This is a genomic window from Xanthobacteraceae bacterium (genome assembly GCA_019454205.1).
Classification (GTDB): Bacteria; Pseudomonadota; Alphaproteobacteria; order Rhizobiales; family Xanthobacteraceae.
Map to the genome: position 1 here is coordinate 2,408,144 of CP075369.1, position 19,751 is coordinate 2,427,894.

Below are 19,751 nucleotides of genomic sequence, written 5' to 3' on the forward strand. Positions count from 1 at the left end.
AGTAGAAAAAAATCGGGTGCAATCGGGGGTCGTTGCCGGTTGCGGGCGGCGGCACAGTTAGGCGCGGCGAAGCCTTCTTCTTCTGCGCGGCACAGTCAGTAGTTCTGCTGTACGAACACGGCGAGACTGCTGAGAAACTCGGCCGAGCGCCGGTCCCTCGCGCATATCCTCGCCAGCAACTGCTCGTCGATCTTCGGCGCGTAGGATGAAGGCTGGCAAAGAATACCGAGCGTTTCAGGATTGTTGAAATTGACGGAAGACAGGCGGTTACGCTTTTCCTTGACCTGCTGCACGATTCCTTTTCCGAAAGGAAACATCGCAGCATCAAGCTCCATCCGTCCTATGAGATTGGCAAATTCTGGATTTCGCAATTCGGATAATATTTTCCGCGTCGCTTCCTCCGTCGGCCTGATCTTCAGCATCTGATAGTGAAACTGAAGCATGTACTGCTGATCGGCATAGGCTTTCACCACGCCTTCGGCATCCAGTGAGTATCCGGCGGCAAGAATAGTGTCCCGGTGCTCCTTGAGCGTGGCCTGCTCGGTGGCAGTCGCTTGCTCTTCCGCTTTTTGTTTTTCTTCGAGCTGCCGTTTCTCCTGCCGCTCAAGAATGTCCGCCGTACGCTGCGATTGTGCTTCGATGCGTCCCAGCGCGGCAAGCAGCGCGTTCTGCACGGCCCCGGCACCCGGTACGATCTCGGCTATCGCGCCGTTGGTCTTGGCGTTAGGTACGGCATTCTGCAAACCGAACAGCGCTGCGCTGCATACGAAAAGGACGCCGCAAAACTGCGCGCCATTCGTGACCTGCGCTTTCATTCCGCCAGCGAAACGCCTGAGTATCAGCAACAGCCCGCCGAACAACACCGACCCGATCAATACCGGCTGCGTCAGTTCGACAATGGGTTTCAGAAGGTCGCCGAGAAACGTAAGCGCACCTGCGAATGCGCCGTAGCGCAATTTCAGGAGTTTGAAGCCCCTCGTAGTAGCACCGACGGCTCGCTCCACCCTGCCTTTGGGCGCGGCATGGAAATAATCTTCCACTTCGGCGATGGCGTCATCGAGATCGAGCGAAGCTTCCAAGTAGGCCGGATCGGCGGAACCTTGAGACCCGCCGGCATAACCGCGAACAAGGGCACGATGCATACGGTCATAGACCGCTTGCCGCTGGGAGGCGTCGTTCTCGTCGATCTTGTCGAGTTCGCGCCAGATCAGTTGGAGAAAGCGGTCGCGCATAGAAGCGCAAAATTGCTACAGGCACGGAGGCAAGACAAGTGGCTCGATAGAACCAGTTACGATTCTTGCAAAAGCCGGCGCTGTAAGCAGACCCCAGCGCTCAATTTTTGATCAGGAGCACATCGTCGAGCAAAAGCGCATCGAGGTCTACCTTGAGGAAGCATCGGACAGTATCGGCAGGCGTCTCCACAATCGGTTCGCCATTGTCGTTAAACGAGGTGTTGAGCAAAACGGGGACGCCGGTGCGCTGCCCGAACAATTCGATCAGCTTGCGGAAGCGCGGGTTGTCGTTCTCGCTTACCGTCTGCAGCCGTCCCGTGCCATCGACATGCGTGACCGCGGGAATGACGGCGCGCTTCTCTTCTCGCACCATCGGCACAAGAAGCATGTACGGGCTAGGGCAGTCGATCTCGAAAAATTCTGCCGCACGTTCCTCCAGACAAGCTGGCGCAAATGGCCGGAACGCTTCGCGATGCTTTACCCGCGCGTTGAGCGTGTCCTTGTTCTCGGCTTTCATCGGACTCATCAGCATGCTGCGGTTGCCGAGTGCGCGCGGACCCATTTCAGAACGGCCGTGGAAATGACCGACGATTTTGTTGGCCGCAAGCATGTCAGCGGTTTGCTCCAGCACATTTTCCCGCACGATCTTGCATCGGCCTTCAGCGAGTTTCACCGCCGCTTCCACGTCGTCCTTGCCATACAGCGGCCCGATATAGGGCGAAACTTCCTTTGTCATGCGCGGACGGTTGGCGATGACATGATAACCATACAGCGCCGCGCCGAGCGGGATGCCGGTGTCGGACGACGCGGGATTGATAAAAACTTCTTCGAAAATGCCGCTCTTGCGGATGATGTCGTTGGCAACCGAATTCAGCGCCACGCCACCGGACAGACACAACCGTTTCTTGCCGGTCATTTCCTTTGCATAGGCCGCGAGGTGCAGTAGCGCCTCTTCGCACTCCTTCTGCGCATCAAAAGAAGCGCGCGCCTTCTCGTCGAAGGTTTCGATTTTCACTGGATTGCGCAGTGCATACTCACCTTCGACGCAGAAATCCGAGTAATCCGTGACGATACCGTCGTAATGCTTATTGATGTGCAGAAGCGGTCCTGGCAGATCGCGGCCATATGGGGCGAGACCCATCGTCTTGCCTTCCTGCAACAGTCCGAAACCGACCGCATGCGTCACCGCGGCGTACATCAGACCGATGCCGATGGTATCGGTATGCGCTACGCGGCGAATTCCGCGGTCGTTCCCCTCAAATAGACTTTGCGTCTCGTTGTCCGAACCGCGGCCATCGACAATCAGAATCGCGGAATCTTCGAACGTCGAGGAGAAAAATGTCGAACAGGCATGCGCAAGGTGATGGTTGATGACATGGATACGCGCGGGATCGATTTTCTCCAGCAGCGTCCCCGCAATCGATGATTTCTCGAATACGTCGCGCCGCCAGTCGGGAACGCGAATGTAATCGAGCACCACCATGTCGATTTCATCGAGCGAATTCACGCCCGCATCGCGCATGCAGGCTTCAATGCCGCGCTTCGGAAACGCGCGCGAATCCTTCACGCGATCGAGGCGCTCCTCGGACACCATGACGACATGGGGACCCTTGCCGTCATCGCGGATCAGAGCCGCGCCGGTATTGTGCCAAGGGTCGCGATGCAGGCCGAGAATAATCACCATGCGTACTTTTCTGGAAAACTAACGGACGAAATAGGAAATGCGCGAGCAGAACGGCACGCGCTTGATTTCCACCGACCCGACATCGAGCACGTCCAGCAGCGCTGCGGTCTCGCCCGGGAATGCGCGGTGATTGAGTTCGTCGAACGCAACAATCCCGCCCTTGGGAACGCGCTTGAGGCAGTTCTCAAGCACGAATTTCGTCGGCTCATAGATATCGAGATCGAGGTAGAGCAACGCGATCAGGAGATGACGGCTTTCGTCAAGAAATTTGGGCAGCGTCTCCAGCACATCACCCTTCACCAAGCGGGTTTTAGGCATATGGCCGAGAAAACGATTGCGGTCGGAGAGCGCGATTGCGCGCTGCAAGCGCTCGTACGAATCCGCGCGCAAGCCGCCCTTTTTCACAAGCGCCGAATCGCCCCGCTTGTCGTTGTCGGAGATGTCGGGAAAACCCTCGAAGGTGTCGAACCCTACGATTTCACGCGTCAGGTTGTTCGGCTCCAGAATGGAGCTGAAATGCGCGTAGGACATCAACCCTTGTCCGTTGAACACGCCGAATTCCAGAACAGATCCCTGCACGTCCTTGATCTGCCGGAACAGTTCATAGCGCGCGAGAAAATCGCTGATCGCCTGCCGCGGCGTATAGACCGAAAACGACCGCAGCTTCATCAGGTCGCCGGTGTCGTCCTCGCGGAAGAACGCAACGAGATCGTCGTAATAGGAAAGGGTGTCGGCCGTGTTGCGGTCGCGCGACATGCCGACTTCGGCGAGCACGTTGTCCTTCATTTTAGGCGCGCTTCGGCGAGATAATTAGTGTGATAGATATTTGTCACATCGCCCCACGGATAGCCTGCGGCAACGAATTCCGGTTCGGCCAGATCGGCGTGACGCACCTGCGCTGTCCAGCGAACCTTGTCGCTACGATTGGGAACGCTCCGGTGCAGGATGAATTGAGAGAACACGACGAGATCGCCGCGATCCGCCTCTACCACTTCACCGTTCTCGGTCGGCTCGTTCACGAGCACCAGATCGGTCGGCGACATCGACTTGTTAGAGGGCGGCGTTCCATCGCGCGTGTAACGTACCGGCAGCATACCCTCCTTGTGACTTCCGGATACGACCTCGACGCTGCCATGCATGGCACCGACCGGACCGAATGGAATCCAGTAGGTGAGCGAATTCAGCGAACCCAAAAGGTAAGTGATGTCCTGATGCCAATGAAACAGACGATTGTCTTCCGAAGGCATGTCCATACGGATGTTGTAGGACTTCATCACAGCAGGCAGTTGCAGGCCGAGTTGCCTGGAAACGCCGGTAAGAGCCTCTGCTGAAGCCAGCTGGTTGAGCGTCACGAGATAACGCAACGCGTCGTAGAATTTTCCGCGAATGGGACCGGCCATCTTTTCCAGCCGTCCGGTTGCCTCCGGCATACTGAAGCTCGCGTCGAATACCTTGCCGAGCGTTTCGATTTCCGCCGAAGTCTGGTCGAGAAATGAGGTGCCGTCGAAGAAACCACGCGCAACGACGTAGCCATGCTCTTCAAAACGGGCCAGTTCCTGATCGGTTAATTTTCGCATGCGGGGTTGTTACACCATCCCCATAGGCTGTTCAAACGCCCAAAAAGACAGAGGATTCAAGGCTTATGCACTGCCTCCACTGATGGCATTTCCCAACGAATATCCCATCTGCCTGCGTCAGTTGGTCCGCAGGGCAAAAAAGAGTTGGCTGGGCAAAGCTGCCTCTTCCTGCGAAAAGTCCGGCACAGTGGTTCGCAAGCGCCCTTCTCGCAGCCCGGCGCCCAAAGAACCGACCTCGGACGAACCGATCGATGCCTTCTCCCGAATCCCGCCTGACCATTGCACTACCGACATTCAATCGCAGTGAATATCTTCAAAGTTGTCTCGATAACATTGCAGCACAGACGCATCGCGACTACCACGTTTTGATCCTCGACAATGCCTCGACTGATGCGACCGCCGATATCGCCTCGAAGTTTTGCGCCAAGGATCCCCGTTTTCGTCACCTAAGACAGCCCGAACATATACCCGGCCTGATCAATTTCGCAGACGGGTTACGGCGCGCCGGTTCGCCGCTATTCATGTGGCGGGCCGATGACGACCTGTGGGCGCCAGATTATCTCGAGAAGCTGATTGCGACACGCGATGCCAGCCCTCACTGCAGACTGGTTGCCGCCAGAACTATTCAGCAACGCATCGATGGCGCCGAGCGCGAAATTCGCGGCGAAATACCTTTCCCGCAAGTCGGCACCGGCGATATCGCGAGAATGCGTCTGCTGCTCAAATCAACGCCAAGCTGGGTATACGGAATCTATGACCACGACGTTCTGTTGCCCGTTCTGGAACAGGCGCTGGCTGAATACGTCGAACCATGGGCTTGCGACCAGCTCGTGCTCTTTTACTTCGGCTTAAACGGGCTGATCGCAGGCACAAACGACACCACGTTCACGATGCAGCGCTTCGAAAAAAAGGACGCGCCAGTAAGCGCCACGCATCAGTATAAAAAAGGCGACACGATCACGGAGAAGCTAGATTTCGAAGTTATGCTTCGCGAGCGCTTTTATCGCATTGGCTCGCAGTGGATCGACAAAGCAATTTCAAACCCTGTCCGTGCCGCGACTTGGCGGCTGTTTCTGCTGCATTTCATGGCCAGAAAAATCATGCCGGCACGAACGATCTGGCGCAGGCGCGTCCGCCACGCGATACGAACGGCATTCGGCAAGTCATAAAAACCAGGCGGACGAGCCTCAGAATCGAACTGTGTTCTTGTCGAGAAATCGCGCGAGTGGAGATTTCTCCAGCACGCTATCCGGCAATCCTCTCGACCTACCCTCCATCGCCGCTCGTGTGGCATCGGCATAAGGCGCCAACGAAGCTGGCAGCCGGTCATCCATGACGCCAAGCCTGAAGCCTGCGTTCGCCAGAAAAGTATAATCCTCGATGACGCAAGCGCTCGCCGCAGGGTTCGCATGCAGCGTAGCGAAGTGCGTGTTGCACAACCCAATCGCAAGCTTGCGCTTCTGGTCCTTATCCGCCGCTGCAAAAACTTGCTCGGCAAGCGCAGTAAGGATCGGGAAATCTGCTGCATCCGGGCGATCCGGTTCGCGCAGCGAAACCGGCTGACCTGAACCAAGCCCACAAAGAAAATGATGCGGGGAAAACTCGCCGTCCTGTTTAGCGCCGCCGAATTCGGAAAAGCTGCGGCACTGCTGCCGGATCGCGAACCCGGCTTTCTTCAGAATTTCCCCCAGCCCCTCCGCTGTATGCCATTGCACAACCGGCGCGGTCAGATCGTCCCTCGCCCGGAGGCGCGCAGCAGGAGAATAAAGAAAAGAGTCCGAAAAAAACTCCTGCGCGTTCTCGTATACAAATCCGCTTCTTGCACTCTCGACCACGGCTTCGCGAAGGCTTCCACGATCATAGGAATAGAATAGCGCGAGCGCGTTGTCGTCACTGCGCAATCCGGCGATGTTCTTCGCGAATATCACCGGCTCGGCGATATGATGGAGAATGCCGTAAATCCAAAGAATATCGGCACGCACAGATAACGGTTCCAGCATGGCGTTGCCGTGGACGATCTCGATGCCGGAGACGCTCTCTTCGCGGCAGAATTCACTGAAGCGGCGCACATTACTTGCGGAAGCATCGACCGCGATCACCTTCCCCGCACCCGCTTTCCGCGCAGCTAGCGACCAGTTACCTCGGCCGAAAGCATAATCGAGGAAAACTTTTCCTTCGATCGCACCGCCAAAAACATCACGCAGATAGGCGGCGCAGGCATCGATCCATCGCACATGTGGGCGTTCGTAACGGAACATGCTTTCCGCGTATTCGTCGATGCGCTTGTTGCTGATCAAGTGAGCGACCGTTTTACTTCACACGCTTGATAAACGCATCCGGCCAGTAGCTGACACGATCCTTCGCCGTGCCTTCGTTGAAGGGCCATTTCGGTTCTTCGATCACGAAATCCCGATTCTCCTGCACGAAGGCAAGCGCTGCCTGCCGGGGGTTGTTCTCCGGCCAGTCCGGCTTCGTCCGCGGCCCGCCGGCCACGATCTCCATCACGCCGTCGGTTGCAACGATATAAGAGTCCTTTGAAACGAGCTGACCATACAAGCGCAACTCGGCAAGGACGTGGTCTTTCAGATGGTTCGAGTCGAGCATCACCATCACCCGTTCGCCCGGACGCACCATCGCTTTCACCTGGTCGAAAGTGGACTGCGCAATCGAACTGCCCTCGACCAGCGTAATCAGCGGCTTCATTTCGTGCGCCTCGATAGCAGCGCGGTTATGAGGCCGGATTTCTATATCGATGCCGATCACACGGCCCTTACCCATCGCCTTGAACAGGCTGGCGTAAAAAACCAGCGAACCACCATGCGCAACGCCGGTTTCAATCAGCACGTCCGGCTTCACAGCGTAAATCACTTCCTGAATACGCATCATGTCGTCCGGTAGCTGGATCACCGGACGCCCGAACCAGCTAAAGCTGTAGATGTATTTCGAATCCCAGGTTGCACGCACCCATGCGCGCGACACGGCCGCAAACCCCTCCGCACTGTCGAGCGAATAACGGGTCTCCTTGCCGCCAGCTCGGACGACGACCTCGCCCTTTTCCTCGTCGATACTCGTAATCATGTTGCAACCTCGGACGGCTCCGGTTCGAGCGAGCGCACATAGGTTTGCTCGAATGTCCGGGGCGAAAACTGAAACTCTTCACGAATGCGCGCGATATCGATAGCGGGGAAACGCGTCGCCGGGGCATCTGGGGCAAAAACGGTTTCCGCCGCAAGATATTTCCGCACCAGCACGGCGATTTCATCGTTGGTCGTGTTGGCGCCCGACGCCACGTTATAAAGACGCTGTCCGCCGCGCAGCGCAATCTGCTCCATAACCGCAACCGCATCTTCCACGGCGATATAGTCCTTCGCGGAGTCGGGCGCGGTGCGAAACACGATCCGGCCAGTCCTGCGCGCCTCCTCCACCACGCTCGGCAGAAAAGCCACCGGCTTTGCACCGGGCCCTATTGCGTTCGACAACCGCACGGCGCGGAACGCAGCGTTGTCGTGCGCCAGCACCAGCGCTTCTCCGGTCAGCTTGGTCAGATTGTAGAGATGATCCAACCCCGGCCTTACGGACAAGACCGCGTTCTCGCCGGTCCTTACCGCTCCGTCATAGACTCGCGCAGAAGAAAGATAGAGAAATGATTCCGCCCGATATCTTTTCAGGATATCGGTCAGCACGAACACCTGAGACTCAACCGTCGCCTCTGGTTCGTTCCTGAAATTGGCGGTGATCCCGATGCAGAAAATCGCGTGTCCGATCATGGTATCGGGCTTCGGCATCGTGGAGCGCGTCGCCGCTATGACTTCGTGCCCCTGCCGGCGTAAATGCCGCGTGAGATGACGCCCGACGAATCCGTTCGATCCGAATACGGTGAAACGTGCCATTCGCTACCCGCCTCTCCCGAACATCGCTCGCAGCGAAGGGTGCGAGCGGTCCGCGTCCGAGATCACCGGGTTCGCCACCGGCCATGGAATATTGAGTTCGGGATCGTTCCACGCAATGCCGCGCGCACTGGCCGGAACGTAGAACGCCGACATCAGATAGAGCACGGTGGAGTCGTCCTCCAGCGTTTGGAAGCCATGCGCGATGCCGTCCGGCACATACAGCGCGCGGTGATTTGCGGCAGAGAGTTCAAAACCCTCCCACTTGCCAAACGTCGGCGAATTCTCGCGCACGTCCACCAGTACGTCGAAGATCGCGCCCGACGCGCAGCGGATCAGCTTGATCTCGCCATGCGGCGGCACCTGATAATGCAGACCGCGCATCGTACCCCGTTTCGTATTGCGGGAGAAATTATGCTGCGGCCAGTTCGTGTTCAGTCCGGCAGCGGAAAACTCGCGCTCGCAGAACGCGCGCGCAAAACTGCCGCGCATATCTTCCGAGACATCGGTCTCGACGATGAAAACGCCTGCGATGATTGCCGGGACGAAACGCATGGACACCGTCAGAAAATCCGCAGGTGCGGAACGGCGGTGACGAAGCGCCCTCCCCATTCGCGGACCTGTTCGAGCTGCGAAGAAACCTCGTCCGTCAGGTTCCAGGGCAGGATCAGAACATAGTCGGGCCGCTCAGCAAAGATGCGCGAAGGCGCCGCGACCGGGATATGGCTGCCGGGCAGAAACAGGTTCTGCTTGTGCGGATTCGCGTCCGCTACAAAAGAAATGAGATCGCCGCCGATTGCGCAATAATTCAGGAGCGTGTTGCCCTTCGCCGCCGCGCCGTAGCCCGCGACCTTCTTCCCCTGCGCCTTCGCGGCGCGAAGAAAACGCAGCAGATCGTCGCGAATCCGGTCCACTTTCGCGGCGAAGCCTTCGTAGGCGGCCGCACTCTCGTAGCCTTTCGCGCGCTCGGTCTCGAGCAACTTCGTCACGTTCGCGGAAGGCGATGCGAATGCCGCCGGGTGTCCGGCATGGATGCGCAGCGAACCGCCGTGGGTCGGAATCTCCTCGACGTCGTAGATCGTGAGGCCGTGCGCTGCGAACACGCGCTGCACCGTCACCAACGAAAGATAAGAGTAGTGTTCGTGATAGATGGTGTCGAACTGCGTGTTCTCGATCATCTGCATCAGATGGGGGAATTCCATCGTGATGGTGCCGCGCGGCTTTAACGCCAGCGCAAGGCCCGCGACGAAGTCGTTCAGGTCGGGCACATGCGCGAGCACATTGTTGCCGATCAGTAGATCGGCCTGCTTTCCTTCCGCCGTCAGTTTCTTCGCCGTTTCCACGCCGAAGAAGCGCTGCCACGTCGGAATACCCTTCGCTTCCGCGGCCTCCGCCACCGTATGCGCCGGCTCGACGCCGAGCACCGGGATGTCGAGCGCGCGGAAATATTGCAGCAGGTAGCCGTCGTTGCTTGCGATCTCGACCACGAGGCTTTTCGCGCCGAGCGAGAGCTTCTTCGCGATCGTCTCCGCATACTGCTTCGCATGCGCGAGCCAGGATTGCGAATAGGAGGAGAAATAAACGTAATCGTCGAAGATTTCCTCCGGCTTCCCGAACGGCTCGATCTGCACCAGGAAACATTCGTCGCAAACGAAGGTTTTCAGCGGGAAGCGCGGCTCCGCGCCGCCGAGTTGCTCTTTCTTCAGAAACGAATTGGAGACCGGGCTAAGGCCCAAATCGACCAGCACGCGCGAGAGCGGCGCCGAACAGAACCTGCAACGAGCCTGCGCCATGACGATCAGGCCGCGCCGGAAGCGAACCGCTCGATCTGCGAAAGCGAGAACGCGCGCATGTCGTTCTTGCCTTCGTAGAAGGCGCGATACCAGTCGGTAGTCCACTCCAGGCTTTGCTCGAACGAAAGCCGCGGCTTCCAGCCGAGAAATTCGTTCGCGCGCGCGCTGTCGAGGAGCAGCAAGCCTGCTTCGTGCGGCGCGGCGGCGTTCTTTTCGATTTCAAAACCCGCGCCGCTTCCCCAGCGCTTCGCGAACAGGCGCGTCACGGTTTCGACGTCGTGGATTTCTTCCGGCGGCGGACCGAAGTTCCAGCCGCCGGCAAACTTCGCACCGTCATTTTCCCAAAGCCGCTCCGCCAGCATCAGGTAGCCGCGCACCGGATCGAGTACGTGCTGCCACGCACGCACCGCTTTCGGATGGCGCAGATGCACCTTCTCACCGCGCGCGAAGGCGCGGAAAATGTCCGGCACCAGCCGCGCTTCCGACCAGTCGCCGCCGCCGATCACATTGCCCGCCCGAACGCTCGCCACCCGCACGCTCGCCTTCGCAAAAAAGGAATTGCGATAGGCGGAAGTGACGAGTTCGGCCGCTCCCTTGCTCGCGGAATACGGATCGTGTCCGCCCATCGGATCATCTTCGCGATAGCCGCGCGTCGTCTCTTTATTCTCGTAGCACTTGTCGCTGGTCACGTTGACGATGACGCGCACCTTGCCGCCATGCTTCTCGTTGAGAACCCGCACGGCGTCCAGCACATGCACCGTGCCCATCACGTTGGTCGCGAACGTCTCGACCGGCTCTTTATATGAGGGCAGCACCAGCGCCTGCGCGGCGGCGTGGATAACGATGTCGGGACCATGCGCGCGGATCGAGTTTGCAAGCGCATCACGATCGGCAAGATCGGCGAACCGTCCGTTTGCGCGCGATAGCCGCGCTGCTTCAAAGAAACTCGCCTCTGTCGCGGGCGGCAGTGAATAGCCGGACAACTCGGCGCCCATCTGTTCCAGCCAGAGCGCCATCCATCCGCCCTTGAAGCCGGTGTGCCCCGTGAGAAAAACCCGTTTTCCCCGCCAGAAGTCCGCGTTCATCACCAGACTTTCCAGCCCGCCCCGGATTTCTGCCACATCTCGTTCAGCACATCCTTGTCGCGCTGCGAATCCATCGCATGCCAGAAGCCGGGATGACGATAGGCGTGCAGTTCGCCCTCGCCCGCGAGGCGCTCCAACGGCTTGCGCTCCCAGATCGTGGCGTCGCCGTCGATGTAGTCGAACACTTTCGGCGAGAGCACGAAGAAGCCGCCATTGATCCAGCCGCCGTCGCCCAGCGGTTTTTCCTGAAACGCGCTGACGCGATCCTGCTCCAGCCGCAATCCGCCGAAGCGCCCGGCGGGCTGCACTGCGGTCAACGTCGCGATCTTGCCGTGCGCGGCATGGAATTTCTCCAGCGCGCGAATATCGACATTGCCGACGCCGTCGCCGTAGGTGACGTGGAAAGCCGCATCATTCTCGACGAAACGCTTCGCGCGTTTGATGCGGCCGCCGGTCTGCGTGTTGTCGCCGGTGTCGATCAGCGTCACCCGCCACGGTTCGCCGGCTGCGTTGTGTACTTCCATCTTGTTCTTCGCGATGTCGAAGGTGACGTCGGCGTTGTGCAGAAAGTAGTTCGCGAAGAATTCCTTGATCATGTAACCGCGATAGCCGCACAGCACGACGAAGTCGTTCACGCCGCCCGCGGAATAAATCTTCATGATGTGCCAAAGGATCGGCATGCCGCCGATCTCGACCATCGGCTTCGGACGCGTCTGGGTTTCTTCGCCGAGCCGGGTGCCGAGACCGCCGGCCAGAATTACCGCTTTCATGAGAACCCTACGCACGACCCGCGAAAAAATTGGCGCTCCCTAGGGGAATCGAACCCCTGCTTCAGCCTTGAGAGGGCCGCGTCCTAACCGCTAGACGAAGGGAGCGTGAGCGGGTTCTAGCAGCGCGCCGCAGGGCGGAGCAAGCGAGCGGCGGGCCTCCTTATTAACTACAGCCGGATCAACACGATGCCCGCGAGGATCAGCGCCGCAGCCAGCCAGCGCTGCGCGCCCGCCTTCTCGCCGAGCAGGAACACTGCGATCAGCATGGCGAACAGCACCGAAGTTTCGCGGAGCGCCGCCACCAGCGCGACCGGCGCCAGCGTGAAGGCCCAGATCGCAATCCAGTAGGAACCGAGTGACAGCACGCCGGCCACGATTCCGCTTCCTACATTGCCTCGCACGGCAGCGGCCAACCCGCGCCCACGGACAAGAAGCGCGTAGAGCGTCATCAGGATGCCGTCGCCCGCGAACATCCACAGCGTGAAACCCGATGCCGTTCCCGAAAGCTGCGCGCCGACCGCATCGACCAGCGTATAGCTTGCGGTGAACAGCGCCGTGCCAAGCGCGAAGAGGAGCGCCTTCCTCGGCATCGCCTCGCCTGCCCCGAACTTCGCCGACATCAGCATCACGCCCAGCCCGATCGCGCACACGGCTGCGAACTTCATCGCGGTCAGGCTCTCGTTCAGCAGGAAGATGCCGGCGATGGCGACAATCAGCGGCGCACTGCCCCGCGCCAGTGGATAGACCTGACTGAAATCGCCGTGCTCATAGGCGCGAATCAGAAAAATCTTGTAGCCGCTGTGCAGCAGCGCTGACACAGCGATCCACGGCCAGCTCAGTGCGGCGGGAAGCACAAAGAGGGGAATCAGAGCGAGCGAGATGATTCCCTGAAACGCCGCGAGCAGAAAAATCGAGGTGGTGCGGTCGAGGCCGGTTTTGACCAGCGCATTCCAGCCCGCGTGCATCACGGCGCCCGCGAGCACGGCGAGGAATACGATCAGGTCCATGCGCTATCGTGGCGTATTATTGCGGCTCAAGCCGCAGCGTGCCGCGCAGTTGCAGGGTCGCGAGATCGAACACGCGCATTTCCGTCACGCCGTCGCGCTCGATGGTGACGACGATACGGCCGTCGCTCACCGCCGTGTTCACGACGCGGGAGCCTTTCGGCAGTGCGTTGGTGATCGCCGGGATCGTGGCGGCTTGCGGCGCGGGCGCATTCGAGAGCCGGTAGGCGATCACGCCGAAGATCGCGAGGAAACCCGCGATCATCAGCACGGAGGAAAACACCGCCATCCGCTTCAGTTTGCGCACCATCGCTTCCTGCTGCGGATCGAGCGCGACTTCTGTATCTTGCGGATCGGGATTCTTTTTTCTGGCGGCCATAGAACTAAATCATGTCCAATTCGGACGAAAAGCGTTTCGGGATTTCCGCTGGCGCGGAAGATAAAGGCGCGCGCCTCGACCGCTTTCTTGCGGAACGCATCAAGGAGTTGAGCCGCACGCGGCTGAAAAACCTGATCCTCGAAGGCGAAGTCGAAGTGAGCGGCCGGACAGTAAGAGACCCGGAATACAGGGTCAACGCGGGCGACGAGATCGCGCTTGTCTTGCCCGAGGCAGAACCGGCGAAACCCGCCGCCGAAAAAATCCCGCTCGCCATCGTCTACGAAGACAAGGACGTGATCGTGATCGACAAGCCCGCGGGGCTGGTCGTGCATCCAGCCGCGGGAAACCGCACCGGCACGCTGGTCAACGCGCTGATCGCACATTGCGGAGATTCGCTCTCCGGCATCGGCGGTGAGAAACGCCCAGGCATCGTGCATCGTCTCGACAAGGATACCAGCGGCCTGCTGGTGGTGGCGAAGAACGACGCTGCGCACCGCTCCCTCTCCGCGCAATTCGCCGATCACGGCCGCACCGGCGATCTCGCGCGCGGCTACCTCGCCTTCGTCTGGGGCGAGCCGAAGCCGCGGCAAGGCACTATCGACGCGCCTATCGACCGCGATCCGCGCTCGCGCGTGAAGATGGCCGTGCGCGCAAAAGGGCGCGAGGCGATCACCCATTACGAAGTACTGGAAAGCTACGCGGGCATGGACGGCAAGAGCGCGCTCGCATCTATGATCTCCTGCGAACTGGAAACCGGCCGTACGCACCAGATCCGCGTGCATCTCGCGCATGGCGGTCATCCGCTGCTCGGCGACGAGGTCTACGGGCCGGGCTATCGCACCAAGGCGGCGCTGCTGCCCGAAGCGCCGCGCGCCGCGCTCGACGCGCTGGGGCGGCAGGCGCTGCATGCCTGGCGTCTCGCTTTTTCACACCCGCGAACGGGCAAATTGCTCTCCTTTGAAAGCAAATTGCCGCTGGAACTTCGGAAATTGCGGGATTCGCTGCGAAAACCGGCGAAACGCGCAGGTTAAAAATATTTCATCTGCGGCACCTTAAAGCCGCCAAGTGCGTTCCTATATGTGTCCGTTGCCACTGGCTTAGCCAAGCAGCGGCGTTCGATCCGCCTACGGGGATCGGGAAAGAGGGGACAAACATGGCCCGCGTATCTACCGGCAATCTTCCGGCCGTCTCCGAAGGCGGCCTGTCGCACTACCTCGCGGAAATCCGCAAGTTTCCGATGCTGGAGCCGCAGCAGGAATACATGCTCGCGAAGCGTTGGCGCGAGCATGACGACCGCGACGCCGCACACCAGCTCGTCACGTCCCATTTGCGCCTCGTCGCGAAAATCGCGATGGGCTATCGCGGCTATGGCCTTCCGATCGGCGAGGTCATTTCCGAAGGCAACGTCGGCCTGATGCAGGCCGTGAAGCGCTTCGAGCCGGAGAAGGGCTTCCGCCTCGCGACCTACGCGATGTGGTGGATCCGCGCCTCCATACAGGAATACATCCTGCGTTCGTGGTCGCTCGTGAAGATGGGCACCACCGCCGCGCAGAAACGGCTGTTCTTCAACCTGCGCAAAACGAAGAGCAAAATCTCGGCGCTGGAAGAAGGCGAACTGAAGCCGGAACACGTGAAGCAGATCGCGACCAAGCTCGGCGTCAGCGAAGAAGAAGTGATCTCGATGAACCGCCGTCTCGGCGGCGACGCCTCGCTGAACGCGCCGATCCGCACCGACTCCGAATCCGGCGAGTGGCAAGACTGGCTGGTGGACGAAAGCGACAACCAGGAGCAAGTCCTCGCCAATCAGGAGGAGCGCTCGAACCGCCACAAGGCGCTGGAAGGTGCCCTCGGCGTACTGAACGATCGCGAGCGCCGCATCTTCGAGGCGCGCCGCCTTGCCGACGATCCGGTCACGCTCGAAGAGCTGGCCGAGGAGTTTGGCGTGTCGCGCGAGCGTGTACGCCAAATCGAGGTCCGCGCCTTCGAGAAGGTGCAGAAGGCCGTGGTTGAGCGCATCCAGAAGGACGAACGGCCGCTGGCGCTCGCCGCGCACTGACGGCGACAAACCGAAAAGAAAAAGCCGGGACATCTGTCCCGGCTTTTTTGTTACTGCTGCTGGATGTGCGGCGGCGCCTGCTGCTTGACATAGCCCCACGCAGCGAACACTTCGTCCATAGCCTTCACACCGGCAGCGCCCTTCTCGAACGCCAGCACCGCGCGGCGGCCGTTGCCGTAGACGAACGGCACGTCGAACCACGGCTGCGAACCGAGCAGAACGAGATTGCGGTCGCGGTCGGTTTCGACCGAGGAAAGACCGATCAGGTAATAGCCTTGCATGACGCGAACGCTGAGGCCCGCGAGCGGAATGCCCTGCGCGGACTCGTTGTTCTTCATGCGCACCACCGGCACCTGCGCGATGCCCCCATTGGCATCGTCGGGCGCGTTGAACTGCACTTCGACGTAGTGGCTGGCCGGCAGCGCGGGGTCGGGATTGCGGCGGATGGTGATCACTGCCGTCATCTTCCGCTCCGGAATCGAGACATCGACACGCGCGCCGATATCAGCCGGCCGGCCCGGACCCGGATTGATGGTCTCGATGCGCCAGGTGGCGGTGCCGTTGAAGTTCACGAACTGCTGTCCGCCTGGGCTTTCCTCGAACAGGATCGCGCGGATCGCACCTGCGGTCTGCTGCGTGGACGGCGGCAGCGGCTGCGGTGACTGCTGGTTCTGCTGCGTCTGTTCGTTCTGCTGGATGCGGTCGGCAGGCTTGTTCTGGTTCGGATCGGTCTGCGTCTGCGTCACCGCCGTCTTGGCGCGGCCGAGCAGGCGGAACACCTTGTCGCGATGCAGATAGCCGAGCGTGCCCGCAAGAATAAGAAGAATACAGAAGATTGTTCCAACCACGAGCTTGGTACGGCCGGCGCGGCGCGCGTCTTCGCGCGCGTAATCCGCGGGGCTTTTGCCGCGTCCATGACGCGGACGCAGCGAACCTTGATCATTTTGCGGACGCTGACCGCGCGGACCGGCACCGCGGCCGTTGAAGCCACGCTGATCACGAGGATCGCGTGTGTCGCGCGGATCGCGCTCGCGAGGATATTCGTCTTCGCGCGGGCCTCTTGGCGGCGGAGCGCCACGGCCCGCCTGCGGCGCATCGGCGAACGGGTCGCGCTCGCGCGGCGGACGCGGCGCTTCGCGGTTTCCATTGTCATAGGCATCGCGCGGTGGCGGCGCGCCACGGGAGGGCGCATCGGCGCGGGGCGGCATCGGCGCACGCGGGGCACGATCGTCGAAAGACGGCGGAGCCGCAGGTTGCTGCGGAGGCGGAGGCGCAGCCTGCGCGCTCGCAGCCTCGCCTTCGATCTTGCGGATCGCCTCTTCCAGCGCGAGGCGCTGGCGCGTGATGTCGGCTTCCGCGAGCGGCGGATTCATGCCGCGTAACTGGTTCACCAGCGCCGTCCGCGCGCGGTCGTACACGGCACGGCGCGCCTCGCCCGTATTCGGGTCGAGGTTCGCAATCGCGCGAGAAAGAAGCGGACGATAGTCGGTCATTGGCCCCGATTGGTTGAACGCAGAACGGCCGAAACGGTTGCCTCAGGATTCAAACGGATTTTGCACCAGAATTGTGTCCTCCCGCTCGGGGCTCGTGGATACGAGCGCCACGGGGCAGTCGATCAATTCCTCGATTCGCCTGACATACTTGACCGCCGCCGCCGGTAGCTGCGCCCAGGAGCGCGCCCCGCGGGTGGAAGTTTGCCAGCCTTCGATCTCTTCGTACACAGGTTCCACCTGCGCCTGCGCGCCCTGCGAGGCAGGGAGGTAATCGATGGCGTGACCCTTGAGCTTGTAGCCAACGCAGACCTTTAGCGGATTGAGGCCGTCCAGCACGTCCAGCTTGGTCAGCGCGATGCCTTGAATACCTCCGGTACGCACCGCCTGCCGTACAAGTACGGCGTCGAACCAGCCGCAACGGCGCGGGCGGCCCGTGACGGTGCCGAATTCATGCCCGCGCTCGCCGAGCTGCTTGCCGGTGGCGTCGTTGAGTTCAGTCGGGAACGGACCTTCGCCGACGCGCGTGGTGTAGGCCTTGGTGATACCGAGCACATAGCCGACTGCGTTCGGGCCAAGCCCCGCACCGGTCGCTGCCTGTGCTGCCACCGTGTTCGACGACGTGACGAACGGGTAAGTACCGTGATCGACGTCGAGCAGCGCGCCCTGCGCGCCTTCGAACAGAATCCTGTCGCCGCGGCGGCGCGCCTCGTCGAGCAGGTGCCAGACGCGATCCATGTAAGGCAACACGCGCGGCGCCACCGAAAGCAATTCCTCGCGCAGGCCGTCGCGCCTGATCTCGTCCAGCTTCAGACCGCGCCGGATGGCGTTGTGGTGGTCCAGCAGCCGGTCGAGCTTCGCATCGAGTTGCGCGGGTTCGGCGAGATCCATGAGACGGATCGCGCGGCGGCCAACCTTGTCCTCGTAGGCGGGGCCGATGCCGCGCTTGGTGGTGCCGATCTTCAGCCCCGGACCGGCGCCTTCTCGCAACCCGTCGAGTTCGCGGTGAAGCGAGAGAATGAGCGAGGCGTTTTCCGCGATGCGCAACGTACTGGGCGAGACTTCGACGCCCTGCCCCGCGAGCCGGTCGATCTCGTTCACCAGTGCATGCGGATCGAGCACGACGCCGTTGCCAATGATTCCTAGCTTGCCGGGGCGCACCACGCCGGATGGCAACAGCGACAGCTTGTAGGTATTGCCGCCGATAACGAGAGTATGGCCGGCGTTATGGCCGCCTTGAAAGCGGACCACGACATCCGCCTGCTCGGAGAGCCAGTCGACAATCTTGCCTTTTCCCTCGTCGCCCCACTGGGAGCCGACGACGACCACGTTCGTCAAAGCGATGCCTCGAAATCAGCCGCACACAACAGAAACCCCGGCACTGGGAAGCGCCGGGGCGGTTCCGAAAGTTGGTAGCCAATCGCTGGCGTCGAGGCAAGATTGGCCCAGCGAAGATGCGTAGTTGCAAGCACTTAACCGCTTGCGGGAACCGCCCGGAGTGACGATCTGCCGCCCTGTGAGAGGCAACATGAGCAATCCCCTTCCCGCCCGCCTGCAACTAGGCCCTGCGACGCTACGCGTCCCCGATGCAGGGCGCGCAGCAGCCTTTTACGTGGACAAGGTGGGCTTGCAGCGCCTCGAACAGACGCCCTCGCGCCTGACGCTCGGCGCGGGCGGCGAGGCAGTGCTGATTCTCGAAATCCAACCCGGCCTAGCGCCGCGCCGGAAAGATGAAACCGGCCTTTATCACGTTGCGATTCTCCTGCCCGACCGGCCCGCGCTTGGCGGCACGATTGCGCGGCTCGCTGCGAACGACGTGCGCCTCGGTGCAGCCGATCATCTCGTCTCGGAAGCAATCTATCTCTGGGACGACGACAACAACGGCATCGAGATCTACCGCGACCGTCCGCGCGGCGAATGGAACTGGCGCGAAGGCACCGTGCAGATGGCGAACCGGCCGCTGGATTTTCCCGGCCTGCTTTCCCAACCGGATGTAGCGGCGCTTGCGGCGAACCCCATGCCGCACGGCACGCGCATCGGCCACGTTCACTTACAGGTGGACGACCTCGCCAAGGCTTCCGCGTTCTATTGCGATCTCGTCGGCTTCGAGAAAACCGCGACGATGCCGGGCGCGCTGTTCGTCTCGGCAGGCGGCTATCACCATCATCTCGCATTCAATGTGTGGGACAGCCGCAAGGGCAGCCTGCCTTCGCCGGACACCGCGGGCCTCGTTTCGCTGGAACTGGATTTGCCGGAGGAGCGGGACGTTGCGGCACTCGCCGCACGGCTCGAAGCCGCGAATGTCGCGGTCGCAAAAACCGGCGCGCGCGAACTCCGCTTCACCGATCCGTGGCGCGCGGACGTGATCGTGCGCGTAACCGGCTAAGGCGGGTCGAGCCGCAGCGTCGTTTCGCCGATCACGATCAGGTCGCCGAATTTCAGCGCGTGTTCGCCCGGCGCTTCCTGGCCGTTCAGCAGCACCACGTTGGTGCCACCACCGTCGATAAGCACGACCTTGCCACCCTTCGTTTCGAAGATCGCGTTCTCGTGTTCCGAGATCGTGTAGTCGTCGTCCAGCCGGATCACGTTGTTCGGGCCGCGCCCCACCGTGACGCGCGTATAGTCCAGCATGAAAACCTTTCCCGCAGCGGGACCGTTCATCGCGGTCAGCTTGCCGGCCGGATTTTTCAGGCGCATCGCGGTTGCGCCCTCGCCGGGCTTTTCCCCGCGCTTCGCGCCCGCCTTGCGGATTCGGGTCTGGTCGTTCGCCATTGCATGTCCCCTTGCAGGAAAC

General features: G+C 60.9%; 20 protein-coding genes and 1 tRNA gene. 4 read left to right on the forward strand and 17 right to left on the reverse strand.

Annotated elements, in window-relative coordinates; genetic code table 11:
- Positions 1-95 precede the first annotated feature (95 nt).
- The 4 genes from KF794_12125 to KF794_12140 form a co-directional block, all read right to left on the reverse strand.
- Positions 96-1,232, reverse strand: coding sequence for a hypothetical protein (locus tag KF794_12125; protein QYK44511.1), 1,137 nt, complete (start codon positions 1,230-1,232; stop codon positions 96-98).
- A gap of 100 nt (positions 1,233-1,332) precedes the next feature.
- Complete coding sequence (locus tag KF794_12130; GenBank protein ID QYK44512.1) at positions 1,333-2,916, reverse strand: hypothetical protein; 1,584 nt, start codon at positions 2,914-2,916, stop codon at positions 1,333-1,335.
- Between the two features lie 18 nt (positions 2,917-2,934).
- Positions 2,935-3,702 (reverse strand): class I SAM-dependent methyltransferase, encoded by a 768-nt coding sequence (locus KF794_12135; GenBank protein QYK44513.1) that lies wholly within the window; start codon positions 3,700-3,702, stop codon positions 2,935-2,937.
- Positions 3,699-4,493: a phytanoyl-CoA dioxygenase family protein gene (locus tag KF794_12140; protein ID QYK44514.1), complete on the reverse strand. Its 795-nt coding sequence runs from the start codon at positions 4,491-4,493 to the stop codon at positions 3,699-3,701. Before KF794_12140 ends, KF794_12135 begins: the two co-directional genes overlap by 4 nt.
- A 251-nt stretch (positions 4,494-4,744) precedes the next feature.
- On the opposite strand from KF794_12140, the gene KF794_12145 reads away from it, so the two are divergent.
- Positions 4,745-5,662, forward strand: coding sequence for a glycosyltransferase family 2 protein (locus KF794_12145; GenBank protein ID QYK44515.1), 918 nt, complete (start codon positions 4,745-4,747; stop codon positions 5,660-5,662).
- An 18-nt stretch (positions 5,663-5,680) separates the two neighbouring features.
- Here the strand turns inward: KF794_12145 and KF794_12150 are convergent, their stop codons facing one another.
- From KF794_12150 to KF794_12195, 10 genes are all read right to left on the reverse strand, one after another.
- Positions 5,681-6,790, reverse strand: a complete 1,110-nt coding sequence (locus KF794_12150; GenBank protein QYK44516.1) for a class I SAM-dependent methyltransferase — start codon at positions 6,788-6,790, stop codon at positions 5,681-5,683.
- Between the two features lie 13 nt (positions 6,791-6,803).
- Positions 6,804-7,571, reverse strand: a complete 768-nt coding sequence (locus KF794_12155) for a class I SAM-dependent methyltransferase (protein QYK44517.1) — start codon at positions 7,569-7,571, stop codon at positions 6,804-6,806.
- Positions 7,568-8,383, reverse strand: a complete 816-nt coding sequence (locus tag KF794_12160) for an NAD(P)-dependent oxidoreductase (GenBank protein ID QYK44518.1) — start codon at positions 8,381-8,383, stop codon at positions 7,568-7,570. The genes KF794_12155 and KF794_12160 overlap by 4 nt, the downstream gene beginning before the upstream one ends.
- Positions 8,384-8,386: 3 nt before the next feature.
- Positions 8,387-8,935: a dTDP-4-dehydrorhamnose 3,5-epimerase gene (rfbC, locus tag KF794_12165; GenBank protein ID QYK44519.1), complete on the reverse strand. Its 549-nt coding sequence runs from the start codon at positions 8,933-8,935 to the stop codon at positions 8,387-8,389.
- 8 nt (positions 8,936-8,943) lie between these two features.
- The gene (locus tag KF794_12170) at positions 8,944-10,173 is read right to left on the reverse strand and encodes a methyltransferase domain-containing protein (protein ID QYK44520.1); all 1,230 of its coding nucleotides are present in this window, start codon (positions 10,171-10,173) and stop codon (positions 8,944-8,946) included.
- Between the two features lie 5 nt (positions 10,174-10,178).
- Positions 10,179-11,258: a CDP-glucose 4,6-dehydratase gene (gene rfbG, locus KF794_12175; GenBank protein ID QYK46693.1), complete on the reverse strand. Its 1,080-nt coding sequence runs from the start codon at positions 11,256-11,258 to the stop codon at positions 10,179-10,181.
- Complete coding sequence (rfbF, locus tag KF794_12180; protein ID QYK44521.1) at positions 11,258-12,028, reverse strand: glucose-1-phosphate cytidylyltransferase; 771 nt, start codon at positions 12,026-12,028, stop codon at positions 11,258-11,260. The genes rfbG and rfbF overlap by 1 nt, the downstream gene beginning before the upstream one ends.
- Positions 12,029-12,058: 30 nt before the next feature.
- Positions 12,059-12,133, reverse strand: a tRNA-Glu gene (locus KF794_12185).
- Between the two features lie 62 nt (positions 12,134-12,195).
- The gene (locus tag KF794_12190; GenBank protein QYK44522.1) at positions 12,196-13,035 is read right to left on the reverse strand and encodes an EamA family transporter; all 840 of its coding nucleotides are present in this window, start codon (positions 13,033-13,035) and stop codon (positions 12,196-12,198) included.
- Positions 13,036-13,051: 16 nt separating this feature from the next.
- Positions 13,052-13,411 (reverse strand): hypothetical protein, encoded by a 360-nt coding sequence (locus KF794_12195; GenBank protein QYK44523.1) that lies wholly within the window; start codon positions 13,409-13,411, stop codon positions 13,052-13,054.
- An 11-nt stretch (positions 13,412-13,422) separates the two neighbouring features.
- Here KF794_12195 and KF794_12200 point away from each other — a divergent pair, with 11 nt between their 5' ends.
- On the forward strand, positions 13,423-14,442 hold the full coding sequence (locus tag KF794_12200) for an RluA family pseudouridine synthase (GenBank protein QYK44524.1): 1,020 nt from the start codon (positions 13,423-13,425) through the stop codon (positions 14,440-14,442).
- 122 nt (positions 14,443-14,564) lie between these two features.
- Positions 14,565-15,467 carry an RNA polymerase sigma factor RpoH gene (gene rpoH, locus KF794_12205; GenBank protein QYK44525.1) on the forward strand — a complete coding sequence of 301 codons (903 nt, stop codon included), beginning with the start codon at positions 14,565-14,567 and terminating at the stop codon, positions 15,465-15,467.
- A gap of 50 nt (positions 15,468-15,517) precedes the next feature.
- On the opposite strand, the gene KF794_12210 is transcribed toward rpoH, so the two are convergent.
- Together KF794_12210 and KF794_12215 are read right to left on the reverse strand one after the other, a co-directional pair.
- Positions 15,518-16,960 (reverse strand): hypothetical protein, encoded by a 1,443-nt coding sequence (locus tag KF794_12210; protein ID QYK44526.1) that lies wholly within the window; start codon positions 16,958-16,960, stop codon positions 15,518-15,520.
- Positions 16,961-17,002: 42 nt separating this feature from the next.
- Positions 17,003-18,295 carry an adenylosuccinate synthase gene (locus KF794_12215; GenBank protein QYK44527.1) on the reverse strand — a complete coding sequence of 431 codons (1,293 nt, stop codon included), beginning with the start codon at positions 18,293-18,295 and terminating at the stop codon, positions 17,003-17,005.
- 190 nt (positions 18,296-18,485) lie between these two features.
- Here KF794_12215 and KF794_12220 point away from each other — a divergent pair, with 190 nt between their 5' ends.
- Positions 18,486-19,343, forward strand: a complete 858-nt coding sequence (locus KF794_12220; GenBank protein ID QYK44528.1) for a VOC family protein — start codon at positions 18,486-18,488, stop codon at positions 19,341-19,343.
- On the opposite strand, the gene KF794_12225 is transcribed toward KF794_12220, so the two are convergent.
- Positions 19,340-19,729: an FHA domain-containing protein gene (locus tag KF794_12225; GenBank protein QYK44529.1), complete on the reverse strand. Its 390-nt coding sequence runs from the start codon at positions 19,727-19,729 to the stop codon at positions 19,340-19,342. The genes KF794_12220 and KF794_12225 overlap by 4 nt on opposite strands.
- Positions 19,730-19,751: the final 22 nt, after the last annotated feature.

What these genes read in the sequence shown, in the direction of transcription:
- rpoH (QYK44525.1), top strand. Translation starts at nt 14,565, where the DNA reads ATGGCCCGCGTATCTACCGGCAATCTTCCGGCCGTCTCCGAAGGCGGC.
- KF794_12160 (QYK44518.1), bottom strand. Translation starts at nt 8,383, where the DNA reads ATGGCACGTTTCACCGTATTCGGATCGAACGGATTCGTCGGGCGTCAT.
- KF794_12195 (QYK44523.1), bottom strand. Translation starts at nt 13,411, where the DNA reads ATGGCCGCCAGAAAAAAGAATCCCGATCCGCAAGATACAGAAGTCGCG.
- KF794_12220 (QYK44528.1), top strand. Translation starts at nt 18,486, where the DNA reads ATGAGCAATCCCCTTCCCGCCCGCCTGCAACTAGGCCCTGCGACGCTA.
- KF794_12190 (QYK44522.1), bottom strand. Translation starts at nt 13,035, where the DNA reads ATGGACCTGATCGTATTCCTCGCCGTGCTCGCGGGCGCCGTGATGCAC.
- KF794_12145 (QYK44515.1), top strand. Translation starts at nt 4,745, where the DNA reads ATGCCTTCTCCCGAATCCCGCCTGACCATTGCACTACCGACATTCAAT.
- KF794_12140 (QYK44514.1), bottom strand. Translation starts at nt 4,493, where the DNA reads ATGCGAAAATTAACCGATCAGGAACTGGCCCGTTTTGAAGAGCATGGC.
- KF794_12135 (QYK44513.1), bottom strand. Translation starts at nt 3,702, where the DNA reads ATGAAGGACAACGTGCTCGCCGAAGTCGGCATGTCGCGCGACCGCAAC.
- rfbG (QYK46693.1), bottom strand. Translation starts at nt 11,258, where the DNA reads ATGAACGCGGACTTCTGGCGGGGAAAACGGGTTTTTCTCACGGGGCAC.
- KF794_12130 (QYK44512.1), bottom strand. Translation starts at nt 2,916, where the DNA reads ATGGTGATTATTCTCGGCCTGCATCGCGACCCTTGGCACAATACCGGC.
- KF794_12210 (QYK44526.1), bottom strand. Translation starts at nt 16,960, where the DNA reads ATGACCGACTATCGTCCGCTTCTTTCTCGCGCGATTGCGAACCTCGAC.
- KF794_12170 (QYK44520.1), bottom strand. Translation starts at nt 10,173, where the DNA reads ATGGCGCAGGCTCGTTGCAGGTTCTGTTCGGCGCCGCTCTCGCGCGTG.
- KF794_12125 (QYK44511.1), bottom strand. Translation starts at nt 1,232, where the DNA reads ATGCGCGACCGCTTTCTCCAACTGATCTGGCGCGAACTCGACAAGATC.
- KF794_12200 (QYK44524.1), top strand. Translation starts at nt 13,423, where the DNA reads ATGTCCAATTCGGACGAAAAGCGTTTCGGGATTTCCGCTGGCGCGGAA.
- KF794_12225 (QYK44529.1), bottom strand. Translation starts at nt 19,729, where the DNA reads ATGGCGAACGACCAGACCCGAATCCGCAAGGCGGGCGCGAAGCGCGGG.
- rfbC (QYK44519.1), bottom strand. Translation starts at nt 8,935, where the DNA reads ATGCGTTTCGTCCCGGCAATCATCGCAGGCGTTTTCATCGTCGAGACC.
- KF794_12155 (QYK44517.1), bottom strand. Translation starts at nt 7,571, where the DNA reads ATGATTACGAGTATCGACGAGGAAAAGGGCGAGGTCGTCGTCCGAGCT.
- rfbF (QYK44521.1), bottom strand. Translation starts at nt 12,028, where the DNA reads ATGAAAGCGGTAATTCTGGCCGGCGGTCTCGGCACCCGGCTCGGCGAA.